At 43.4% G+C, this 10,728-nt stretch carries 12 protein-coding genes; 3 read left to right on the forward strand and 9 right to left on the reverse strand.

The features are described 5' to 3' along the window. The first annotated feature begins 24 nt into the window (after window positions 1-24). The gene (locus F6K57_RS21055) at window positions 25-162 is read left to right on the forward strand and encodes a hypothetical protein (RefSeq protein ID WP_293019916.1); all 138 of its coding nucleotides are present in this window, start codon (window positions 25-27) and stop codon (window positions 160-162) included. On the opposite strand, the gene sbcC is transcribed toward F6K57_RS21055, so the two are convergent. Continuing rightward, window positions 141-3,161 (reverse strand): exonuclease subunit SbcC, encoded by a 3,021-nt coding sequence (gene sbcC, locus F6K57_RS21060; RefSeq protein ID WP_293070479.1) that lies wholly within the window; start codon window positions 3,159-3,161, stop codon window positions 141-143. The genes F6K57_RS21055 and sbcC overlap by 22 nt on opposite strands. A 130-nt stretch (window positions 3,162-3,291) precedes the next feature. On the opposite strand from sbcC, the gene F6K57_RS21065 reads away from it, so the two are divergent. Together F6K57_RS21065 and F6K57_RS21070 are read left to right on the forward strand one after the other, a co-directional pair. Beyond that, window positions 3,292-3,429 carry a hypothetical protein gene (locus F6K57_RS21065; protein ID WP_293070481.1) on the forward strand — a complete coding sequence of 46 codons (138 nt, stop codon included), beginning with the start codon at window positions 3,292-3,294 and terminating at the stop codon, window positions 3,427-3,429. A gap of 170 nt (window positions 3,430-3,599) precedes the next feature. Continuing rightward, entirely contained in the window at window positions 3,600-4,199 is a 600-nt protein-coding gene (locus F6K57_RS21070; protein ID WP_293070483.1) for a hypothetical protein, read from the forward strand. A gap of 116 nt (window positions 4,200-4,315) precedes the next feature. On the opposite strand, the gene F6K57_RS21075 is transcribed toward F6K57_RS21070, so the two are convergent. From F6K57_RS21075 to F6K57_RS21110, 8 genes are all read right to left on the reverse strand, one after another. Further along, window positions 4,316-6,055, reverse strand: coding sequence for a DUF3685 domain-containing protein (locus tag F6K57_RS21075; protein WP_293070485.1), 1,740 nt, complete (start codon window positions 6,053-6,055; stop codon window positions 4,316-4,318). 275 nt (window positions 6,056-6,330) lie between these two features. Next, window positions 6,331-6,726, reverse strand: a complete 396-nt coding sequence (locus F6K57_RS21080; RefSeq protein WP_293030577.1) for a hypothetical protein — start codon at window positions 6,724-6,726, stop codon at window positions 6,331-6,333. 1,130 nt (window positions 6,727-7,856) lie between these two features. Continuing rightward, window positions 7,857-7,997: a hypothetical protein gene (locus tag F6K57_RS21085; RefSeq protein ID WP_293070487.1), complete on the reverse strand. Its 141-nt coding sequence runs from the start codon at window positions 7,995-7,997 to the stop codon at window positions 7,857-7,859. Window positions 7,998-8,101: 104 nt separating this feature from the next. After that, window positions 8,102-8,998 (reverse strand): ACP S-malonyltransferase, encoded by an 897-nt coding sequence (gene fabD, locus F6K57_RS21090; RefSeq protein WP_293030521.1) that lies wholly within the window; start codon window positions 8,996-8,998, stop codon window positions 8,102-8,104. A gap of 144 nt (window positions 8,999-9,142) precedes the next feature. After that, window positions 9,143-9,466: a hypothetical protein gene (locus tag F6K57_RS21095; RefSeq protein WP_293070489.1), complete on the reverse strand. Its 324-nt coding sequence runs from the start codon at window positions 9,464-9,466 to the stop codon at window positions 9,143-9,145. Window positions 9,467-9,485: 19 nt separating this feature from the next. After that, the gene (locus F6K57_RS21100) at window positions 9,486-9,818 is read right to left on the reverse strand and encodes a hypothetical protein (protein WP_293070491.1); all 333 of its coding nucleotides are present in this window, start codon (window positions 9,816-9,818) and stop codon (window positions 9,486-9,488) included. Between the two features lie 38 nt (window positions 9,819-9,856). Continuing rightward, window positions 9,857-10,165, reverse strand: a complete 309-nt coding sequence (locus F6K57_RS21105) for a hypothetical protein (protein WP_293030518.1) — start codon at window positions 10,163-10,165, stop codon at window positions 9,857-9,859. Between the two features lie 64 nt (window positions 10,166-10,229). Further along, window positions 10,230-10,358 carry a hypothetical protein gene (locus tag F6K57_RS21110; protein WP_293030515.1) on the reverse strand — a complete coding sequence of 43 codons (129 nt, stop codon included), beginning with the start codon at window positions 10,356-10,358 and terminating at the stop codon, window positions 10,230-10,232. Window positions 10,359-10,728 lie beyond the last annotated feature (370 nt).

The raw sequence follows: 10,728 nt of genomic DNA on the forward strand, positions 1-10,728 counted from the left end.
CTTACATAATTTCTTACATAATTTTTGTTCAGAACTTCCCTACTCCCTACTCCCTACTCCCTACTCCCTACTCCCTACTCCCTACTCCCTACTCCCTGTTCCCTACTCCCTATTCCCTTTGCTACAAATATTAGCATTGATTACATCGATAAACTTAACTGAGAGCCAAGGGATGTCTTAGATACTTCAATCCTGGTCTGAAAGGCTTCTTTAAACTGAGGCATATGAGTCACGGTTAAAATACAAGCAAAATCGGATGCGATCGCATTAATTGCTGCAATCAATCGCTCACACCCCTCGGCATCTTGGGTGCCAAACCCCTCATCCACAATCAACATTTGTAAGGATGTGCCTGAGCGTTGGGCCAACAGTTGTGCTAATGCCAGACGAATGGCAAAATTAATCCGAAATGCTTCACCACCGGAATAGGTTTCATAAGGTCTAGTACCAGTGGCATCAGCAATTAATATATCTAAGGTATCAATCAGTTTGGTTTTTTTCTTAGAAGACCGACTCCCTGCCTTTTGGGTAACAATTTGGATGTGTAACTGATTCCCGGTCAGTCTAGCCAAAATTTGATTGCTTTGGGCTTCTAGTTGAGGCAAAATATTCTCTATCATTAGTGCCTGGATGCCATTTTTGCCAAATGCGATCGCTAATTCCTGATGCACCCGATATTGCCGCTGGAGTTGTTGGAGCTTTTCGAGTTGCTGTTGATACTGAGTTTGTAGGGATTCCAGTTGCTGCAACCGTTGTTGGAGACGCCCCTGCTGGGATAGTTGTTTATCCATTTGCTGTCGGCGCTGCTTCATGCCCTGTTCTAAGGCTTGGATGTCCCTAGTGACATCAGGACTTTGTTCCATTTGCTTGACAATGTCCTCAATTTGTGTATTAACCTCCTTGAGATTAGAGCGTCTGCTCTGGAGGGTTTGATTTAGGTTTGCCAAGCGTTGACCGACTTGGGGCTGTTGCTCTTGGGCAGTTTGTAATTCCTGATAAGGCAGTTGCCAAGATTGGGCTTGACGCAACGAGGCTCTTACTTGATTATGAGCATCCAAGTTATAGCCAATCTCAGCAATGTATCGATCTAGCTGATCCAATTGCTGCTTCAACGGGGAATTCGTTTGTAACTGATCCACCGAGGCTTGAAGAGTATCCAGCTTCTCTTGCAGCTGTGGTTTCTGGGCATCAATTTTTTCCTGACGCCGCCGTGCTTCTTCTAGCTTAGCCGAGTGGATTTCAGCCCAGCGCCAGCGGTCAACTTCCCCCCGTGCTAGAGCATGGGTTTGTTCGTCGTAGTTGAGCTGTTGGATTCGGAGGTCGAGTTGCCTTAGTTCTTCCTGTAACTCTACCCCATAACTAGGAATACTAAGGGATTGTTGCAGTTCTTTCTTTTCCTCAGATACTTCATAGAGTCGGTCGTAAACTTCGTCAGTGGCTTCTAGTTGTGCTGCTAGTTGTCCCCGTTGTTCTAGCAACTCTTCATAAGGAGAGAGTTGTTTGGAAATTTGGGAGTATTCATGGCGCAACACCTGAAGTTCTCGTTCACAAACTGTTAGCTGCTCTCGTACTACCCAGAATTGATCTTGAACATCCTTGTGCTCAGCAGTAGTTTTCTGAATCACCCGGTCAGAATGGGCTGCATCTAGAGGCTGCTCGCATAAGGGACAAACTGCGTTCTGAACTTGCAGCAATTCGATTTTTTGGGTCAGTTCCCCCAGTAATTTTTCATAGCGACGTTGGTTTTCGTGGAGGCGTTCTCGAAAGCCTCGACGTTCTAGTCCTTTGTCCTGTAACCGAGACAGGTAGACCCGCTTTTTCTCTAATTCCCCAAGTTCAGCCTCTAACTGAAGTGCGGCCTGTCTCAGCTGAGGTGTTGTTGCTACTTGCTGGGATAACTGTTTTTCAGAAGAGACTAGTTCTTCTAATTTGGCACTGAGTCTGGCTTGAACCCGGTCAAGTTCGCTTTGGATAGACCCACGGCGTTGCAACAAGGGAGAGACTTCTAGTTGCAGATTATCTAGCTGCTTGAGGCGTTCACGAGCTTGGTTAAGTTGTGCCAGGGCTGTAGCCACTTGCCCTGAACGGGAGAGAGTATCTTTAATATCTTGCTCTTGAGTACCCAAGGCTTCGAGTTGAGCTTGGATATCACGGATTTGGAGATTATGTTGATTAATTTCTTGATTGAGCTGCTGTTGAAGTTGTTGTCGTTGCTGTTGCGCTTTCTGATAAGTCTGTAATTTTGCGGCAAGACTTTCTTCAAGTTCTTGTAGCTGGAGGTATTCGGCATAACCAGCAGTAATTTGTTGGTCTTGAGAGAGTAGTTCAGAAAGTTGTTGTTGTTGAGCAACAGCAGTAGCAATGTCTTGTTGTATGCGATCGCAATCTTGAGTAAGATTACGATATTGTGTCCTCACAAAGTTTAGCTGTTGTTCCCAGCTATTCCGCTGATGTCCAACAGCTTGTAGTTGTTTGAGTTGTTGCGCGTCTTGGTCTTGGTCTTGTTGCAGCTGGTGTAAGGCAGTTTCCAGGGTAGCTGTTTCTTTTGCGATCGCATCCCGTTCTCCCAGTTGTTCCTTAATACCCTGCAAACTTTGTTCTAGCTGTTCTACTTGACCTTTCAACTGCTTTGACAAATCCTTTGCCTGGTCTGCCAATTTTTCGTACTGGTCTAGTTTGAGCAAATCTGCCAGAATTTGTTTCCGTTCACTGGGACGCCTGACCATAAACTCATCGGCTCGACCTTGACGCAGGTAAGAGGAGTTGATAAAGGTATCGTAATCTAGCTTCAGATTCGCTATTATTAATAATTGAGTTGCTCGTACTCCTTTCTGGCTTAAAGACTTAAAACCATTTGGTGTTTCCACTTGAAACTCTAGGGAACTCCCCTGTTTTCGGTGGCGAGTCCGAATAATTCGATGGGTTTGTTGATTATTTTGAAAAATAAAGTCTACTCGGACTTCCTTCGCCCCAGTATTGATAACATCGTTTTCCGAAGCAACACGGCTTTGTCCCCAAATTGCCCAGGTAATGGCTTCTAGCAAGGACGATTTCCCGGCTCCATTCTGACCACAAATACAGGCAGTGTGAAGACCGCGAAAGTCTAGAGTTGCGTCGCGGTAGCTGAGGAAGTTTTTTAGAGTTAGTTGGATAGGAATCATCTAGGTTCCACAAGCCTTACACACTTTGATTAGTGTAGCGACGTATATATCAGTTTTCTAGGTCTTGAACACTCATTTTTACAAAAATTAATAATTCCTCAGTAAGCAAAAAGTCTTAGCTAGACCATCAGTGGTCAGCGGTCAGCGGTCAGCGGTCAGTGGTCAGCGGTCAGCGGTCAGTGGTCAGCGGTCAGTGGTCAGCGGTCAGTGGTCAGTGGTCAGTGGTCAGTGGTTAGCCGTCAGCCGTTGGCCAATGGCTGAGAGCTGATAGCTGAGAGCTGATAGCTGAGAGCTGATAGCACCTCAAGTAGCGTGCGCGTAGCGCATATGCTTACGCCATTTCGGTTTTGGAACCATGTTCCATAGTGAACTCGATCAGGCGTACTATTAATTTAAGTAGGATGAATCTAATCGGACATCGAAACTGGGGTAAACATTATGTCAAAAGCTACGGTGCAATATACAACCAAGGATTTAAAGGAACTCGGCTTTTTCGTTGAAGTCCCCGGCAGAACCGACAATGCCAAAAACAGAGCCAAAGCCCTCGAAGAGATTCAACGGCGCATGGAAGACTCAGAAGACACTACCGTCAATGAGGATAGCTTTGCCGATGGCTTGAGTGCTGACGATTTGATTTTAGTTGAGCCACTAGCTAGCACTGATACAGAGGGTGAGGAAGCAGAGATTATTCAGTCAGTAAAAGCGATCGCATCTTTAGCAAGTTTAAGGGTAAATTTAGAACAAGCTTGCCAACAAGCTGTGGAATTACGGCCAGTAATCGAAGCCTTATTTTCCCCAGACCCCCTGACACCGGAACATATGAAACTGGCAACGGATAGAAATTTTGCCAAAACCTTAACAAAATTTGCTGAAGCTAAAGCCGCTCACGATCAGTATTTGCCCATTGCCAAAGAAGCTTGGGAAATATTAGAACCCGCTTTGCCACCATCTCAGCATAAAGCTAATCCTCTAGGCTCGGAGGTAGTAGAACATACTGAGAGTAATGGCAAAAAGGGTGTGACTGTGAATGAGTCATGAAACCTATGCCTAGAGGCAGGGGCTTCTAAAATTGTTTTCTAAAATTGTTTAGGTGGGGAGGGTTGAATCAGTCCCTATGCCGGATGTAATGGTATTTTTTTACTTTCCCCTCTTCCCTACTTCCCACGTCCAGAATTTTTCCCAAACCTGGCCTCTTGGACGCTACTACCAATGCCCTGAATTACACCACGAACCACTAGACCAATACTTCTACCAAAGACTTGGGTCAACAGATACACCACACCATTACCAATCCAAGTGACAGCCGCTTGCACACGGGGAGAAAGAGCATCCCGTAGCTCATAGGCTAAAGTCACAGCTAGCTGGAAACCTCCCAGCTGTTCTAATTCTCGACGCCGGGGAGCATAGATACTGGTTTGTTTAATGCCAGTGTCAGTTAGGATAAATAAATCATATCGACTCTCGAAAATTGCTTGTGGCTCACCAAATAGTTTATCTTGGCGATATCGCCAGGAGAGATTATTGCGAAATCGAGCAATTTCCCGAGATGACATTAGATTTTTATGATAAAAATTTACCTTAATAATTTCTACATCAGCCAATTGATTTAATAACGGTTGAATCACCCCATTAGCAATTTGGATAATTAAATTGTCCAGGATAAATTCTGACCGTTGAATTGCTTCAGGGGTGTGGGCTGGATAAGAGACATTATCAATGATTAATGAGCTCTCAAATAGTCGATGACCTAATAAATCAATTACTAGAGGAATTTTATCAAGAATTTCTTTTTTGACGATGGGATAGTTACCAAGCAAAATAGTGACAACTTCTAGTTGAGTATTGTCCGTGTACAAGGTATAATACTTTCCGAAGAAATCTGTAACTGATGCTTCCCACAGATCTTTCAGAATCAGCTGTTGCTTCTGAGGTAACTGTTCCAGTGTTACTTGAGACAAGCGCAAATCTTCAACCAGCTCTTCAAAGGTTTGGAAGACTAAACCAAGTAACTCTGCTCTTTTCTCTACTTGGAGAATGTCAATTTCTAGGGGAACACCAGAGAGGTTGGATAAACCAGATTGAAGTTTTACCATTGTCCGGTTCATTGTCCGGTCAAATATCTGCTCAACTAGTGGTGGCTTAGGGCTAAGCTGGGATTGAGCCATTGGCGCAACAGTCAGTGACCTTTCCGGTTTAGGCATTGGGACTAAGGAATTGTCCCGTGACGGTTCCACCAGAATGATGCTAGCAGGTAATAGCTGATCCGCCAGCCAACGGGCTACCAACAGTTCTCGACGGCGTCCAGTCCAAAACAGCCAATCCCAATTGGAAAGACGAGGATTTTGCAGCTGACTATTGACCTGGGCTAAAGCCGCTTCAAATTGTTGGAATCCTGATTTACGCCACTGTTGATACCAGGGAGCAAAACCTGCAGCTTTATAAGATACAGTAGGTAAGTTAGACAGTGTCTGCCAATAGGATTGACCCTCAATAATTTGACCAATGGCTTCAACAATGGTAGAGATCGCTACTCCTTTGGGGCAGTACCCATTTACACCCAATGCTTGAGCTGCTGCTAGTACAGTGGGTTGAGATTCCCTGGTCAGTAGTAAGATTGGCAAGTTAGGGTACTCCTGCTGTAATCGCTGACACAGTGGCAATCCTGATAAGGCTATCCCTTCACTTGAATTAGGGGGATCCAAAGCTAGTTCCAAAATTGCCAAATCCACGGAGTTGGTCGCCTCTAGTGCCGCTAATCTTGATAGGGCTTCTGTACCAGTATCAGCCTCAGCTACAACTAGTAGATCCTCGAAGGCTTGCAAGGCAGTCCTTATACCCAATCGGAATACTGGGTCATCATCAATCAGAAGGATATGAGTTATGCGATCGCTCATCTGGAGATAGCCTATAGGAAATGGCTTATGGCTAAAGCCTGTAAACCAATGAACGCTATGAACAATTAGCCGTTGAAGCTAGCATAACATTACCTTTTGTGGCTTGGGGGCTGAGGAACCGACCCGCTGGAGCAGGAATCCCGAAAAATTGTTAATTGTTAATTGTTAATTGTTAATCGTTAATTTAAAATTATTAATTCTCAATTAACGATTAACGAAATTTGATAATAACTGTTCAGATTAAATCAGTTTAACGCCCAATTCTTGGTCTTTGCTTAGGCTTGTGCTTGTAGCTGTTCCTGTGATTGGGCTAGCTGCTCCTGTAGCTGTTCGTGTGATTGACCTTGTAGCTGCTCCTGTGATTGGTCTAGCTGTTCGTGTGATTGAGCTAGCTGCTCCTGTGATTGGGCTAGCTGTTCGTGTGATTGAGCTAGCTGCTCCTGTGATTGGGCTAGCTCCTGTGATTGAGCTTGTAGCTCCTCCTGTAGCTGCTCCTGTGATTGGGCTTGTGCTTGTGGTTGTAGCTGTTCCTGTGATTGGGCTTGTAGCTGTGCTTTCTCTGGTTTCGGTGCCTTGGGTTTTTTCTCAAATACTTGAATGCCTGGTTGCTCTACCCGAAACCCTTTGTTAATTTTCGCTCCCAGTTTGCCAGTAATAACAGCGACCCACATGGAATACATCTCATTAGCCGTCGTGATTTTTTTCCAAACTTTAGGTTTGACCTTAATCGTAAAAATCGTGCCATCGCAATCAACATTAAATTCCTGCCAGCCGTTTTTAACAGTTTTTACTGTAGGTAACTCGTTGATTTGGATAATTATTTACAAACTGCCAGTAATTATTACCTTTTTTGGATTTTTTAATTGACTGGTTTCATCAGCTTTTTGAATACTCATTATTTCAAGCATGGGCAGCTCCTTTGGTAATCACAGTGATTTGTTTTAGGAATATGGTTAAGACAATAACTACAGCAAATATATCAGCTATAAAAATGCTGATTTAGCCAACTTTTTCCACTAACCGAAACCCCTTGGGTCAAGATGTTATACTGGTCAGGGGGAAGTCAGCAGAAGTCAGTTTGGTAGGCATAAGGAAACAGTGGTTGATCTTTTGTCTAAAGACCACCAATCCAGAGACCTTTTCCAGCCATCCCATGTCAACTGACTGACTTATTTACTCTGTGATTTTGCATTTTCTCATATTTTTATGATTTCAAAAGCGACTGCATCAAAAATGTTAGGTAAGTTTGAGAAAGTCAAAAAAACCTAATGGTTCTGGATTTGACCGATATGCAGTGGTATTCGCATCTTATTTGGAAATGCCTACTGGATATGAGAGTCATTGAATAAGTATTTTTGCTTAGGAATTTTGATAAGTATTCAGCTATCAGCGTGTCGCGTATCAGCGTGTCGCGTATCAGCCATTAGCTTATGGGCTATGGGCACGCTACTTTAGGAATAGCTTTTGAATACAATAAGCTGAGCACTGATATCAAATCCGGTTGAATAACCATACTTCCTGGTGAGGGGAGCAGGGGAGCTTCGGGTGCAGGGGAGCAGGGGGAGAAAGATGTTGTCTGGATATCGTAAGTGTGGGCAATTATCCGGATTTGATATGACCACTGACGGCTGACCACTGACGGCTGACCACTGACGGCTGACGGCTGACGGCTGACGGCTGACCGCTGAATGCTTACGAATTTTTAAATCTTTTCTGCTGAGTAAGGCTTCTAGAATTTAGATGCCTTTGCCATGAACCGATATGCGATCGCGCTCCTCATATCATGTCAGGATAATTACCCTTAATAAAAATCGCTCCCATCTCCCCATCTCCCCATTTCCCCATCTCCCCATCTCCCCATCTCCCCATCTCCCCATCTCCCCATCTCCCCATCTCCCCATCTCCCCATCTCCCCATCTCCCCATCTCCCGACACTTGCCATATCTAAACTCTGATAACTATTGGGGGGATTCCATCAAAGCGGCGCGTCAAAGAGCAGCGCGCCGCCATCCAAAACCTGAATCAGATTGAGCTTAGGGCTTCGAGTTAGCCTACTGCTAAGCATTGCTGCAGATCAGCAATGCTATTAACGTTTTCTAAAATTAACTCGGGACACATCCGTTTAATTAAGCCAGTCAGCACCTTACCTGGTCCGACTTCCACCACTTTCTCAATCCCTTCCACTGGTAGCCTCAGAGAAATTTCTCGCCATCGTACTGAACCAGTAATTTGAGACTGGAGTTGATGTTTTAAGGTAGCTGCCTCGACCGTGGGTACAGGGTCCACATTCGATAATACTGGTACCTGGGCGTCAGCAAAGGGGACAGACAGCAAGAGTTCCTGGAACTGAGCCGCTGCTTCAGCCATTAAGGGAGAATGAAAGGCACCGGACACTTTTAGAGGAACAGCCCGTTTCACTTTAATCTGACTCAGCAAATCCTGAACTGCTGTTGGTTTACCTGAAATTACCACTTGAGCAGGACTGTTATCATTAGCAATAACAACATCCTGTATCTGCTGGATTTTTTCTTCAAGTTCTGGGCGTTTGAAGCCAATCAGAGCAACCATCATGCCATCAGAAGCACTATCCATCAATTTAGCCCGATGTTGGACTAGGCGTAGCCCTGCCTCAAAGTTAAATACTTTGGCAGTGTAGAGGGCAACATATTCTCCCAAGCTGTGACCCGCTACTAGATGGGGTCGTTCCCCTTGTTCCATGAGCAGATCAGCCAGGATACTCTCAACTACGTATAAGGCAGGTTGAGTGTAGAGGGTTTGAGATAACTGATCGGACTCCCCTTGACAAATATCTAGGACAGACCAGCCTAAAATTTCCTCAGCTTGCTTAAACTTAACCTTTGCAGACGGCAGGTCTAATAAGTCCACTCCCATACCTGGTACCTGGGAACCTTGCCCAGGAAACACCCATGCAGTCTTTATCATTTATTTATTATTTATTGGTCCTCAAGAATCAATTATCTGCTATTGCTGTACGATTTGGTGGTCTTATCGGTTTCAATTATGTCATATGCGCTGATTGCTGAGTGCTGACTACTGAGTGTTGATATGAGTAGTATCCCTCTTCTGTCACTTTCCGAATTCAATGATTAACAAATAAGCCAGATTATCCAGAATAAAAAAAAAATGACATTGATTAATTTCACTAATTAGCTGATTCAATCCCACCAATAAATTACTATTAGGTAAAATATCTAACCAGGGAAAAATAATCCATAACATCATGATGGGTTGAATCAGTAAACGAAAATTGTTTAACACATTATCCCATCCACCTTGATGATTCCATTGTTGATGATTACTCACCTGGATATCATCAGTATCTGTCACCTCATTGGCCACTTCTGCCGATTGATTGAAAGATAAAAAAGCTGGATAATTTAAACTAATCATGGTGTACACAAAAAATTATTTACCACCATTTTTCGATATCCTTAAACTTATTAAAACGGTAATCTGTCCATCCTAATTCTTGTTTACACTGACGAAAAGCATACTCTACCCATGTTCTTAATCCATACAAATCTCCCAAGATTTTCTTGAGATTACCTTTCAAATTAGTCATCACAAAAGAAGTTCCATTCTCTGGCATAGTTTTTGGGTCTGTGGTTATTTCCCAGTAAGTTATGGCTCTCCTTTTTCCATAGACTATTTCTCTAATGTATCTAGTTTCTGATTTTTGATTACTAAATGTTCTGGTAAATTTACACCACTTATTCGCTCTAACCCTCTGTGAGGATGGCATCCAGACTCCATGATTACTCCTAATTGCTACTACATAAGCTAGCAGGGCGACAAAGGGGATTGAAAACTAGACAGGGCAAGCTCAATAGCACGTTGACCCTGATTGTAATGGAGAATCCAACGACGATTAATTTGCAAAAGTTCAGACAAATTTTGTTGGCACAATTGCTGTAGGTGGAGCCAATTATGAAGATGTTGACCAATATAAAAAGAGCTATGTCTACGTTGTGAATTTGAGGAAGTTTCCGGTCGTGCTACATATTTTTGAATGCCAATACTCTTAATATTTTGACCGTGAATCATGGCACTAGTATAAGCAATAGCAACGACAACAAGTAGAATATTCACGCTGCTGAGGTTTGAGCTTAGAACCTTCAAGATTATAGCCACCTGCTTTAAAATATCGAAACATCTATTCAATATCAAAACGCTTTTGATAAGCTCGAATAGCTATGTCTAAATCCACCAATTTAGTTAAGATATACCAAGGTTCTTTTGTTTTAAAGCCTTTGTAGTTTCTTGTCTTGATGCAGTCGCTCATGGGGGGGGACCCCCAAGACCGCGCTGCATCGCTTTCCACTTAGCCGCAATATTGAAAGTCCCAAAGCCAGTTTGCTGAGTCACCTGTCGGTCATTGATAAAAAGGTTCATCCCAGGAGTTAAACCCCCTGGGGGGGCGACGATAGCGATTGAAACGATTGATACGTCAAGAGTGTAACGATCTGTGGTAGAAAAAGATAGGTCTTTCATTGTCAATAAGACCTATCTGTTGAAAATGTTACCATTATTATATCAAAACCATCTAAAATTTAAACTAAAGGATCGTAATTCTATTTTAGCAAATATTGTAGTTATTCTACTACAATCAATCAAAAGAGAAAGCCATTGAAAAATTAGCCAATGCTTTACCT

Origin of the sequence: Moorena sp. SIO4A5 (assembly GCF_010672005.1) — a bacterium.
In the GTDB taxonomy this organism is placed as follows: Bacteria; Cyanobacteriota; Cyanobacteriia; order Cyanobacteriales; family Coleofasciculaceae; genus Moorena.

Excerpts from the sequence above, each read along its gene's own strand:
- sbcC (WP_293070479.1), bottom strand. The coding sequence starts at position 3,161 with ATGATTCCTATCCAACTAACTCTAAAAAACTTCCTCAGCTACCGCGAC.
- F6K57_RS21070 (WP_293070483.1), top strand. The coding sequence starts at position 3,600 with ATGTCAAAAGCTACGGTGCAATATACAACCAAGGATTTAAAGGAACTC.
- F6K57_RS21075 (WP_293070485.1), bottom strand. The coding sequence starts at position 6,055 with ATGAGCGATCGCATAACTCATATCCTTCTGATTGATGATGACCCAGTA.
- F6K57_RS21080 (WP_293030577.1), bottom strand. The coding sequence starts at position 6,726 with ATGTGGGTCGCTGTTATTACTGGCAAACTGGGAGCGAAAATTAACAAA.
- F6K57_RS21085 (WP_293070487.1), bottom strand. The coding sequence starts at position 7,997 with ATGGCAAGTGTCGGGAGATGGGGAGATGGGGAGATGGGGAGATGGGGA.
- fabD (WP_293030521.1), bottom strand. The coding sequence starts at position 8,998 with ATGATAAAGACTGCATGGGTGTTTCCTGGGCAAGGTTCCCAGGTACCA.
- F6K57_RS21095 (WP_293070489.1), bottom strand. The coding sequence starts at position 9,466 with ATGATTAGTTTAAATTATCCAGCTTTTTTATCTTTCAATCAATCGGCA.
- F6K57_RS21100 (WP_293070491.1), bottom strand. The coding sequence starts at position 9,818 with ATGCCATCCTCACAGAGGGTTAGAGCGAATAAGTGGTGTAAATTTACC.
- F6K57_RS21110 (WP_293030515.1), bottom strand. The coding sequence starts at position 10,358 with ATGAGCGACTGCATCAAGACAAGAAACTACAAAGGCTTTAAAACAAAA.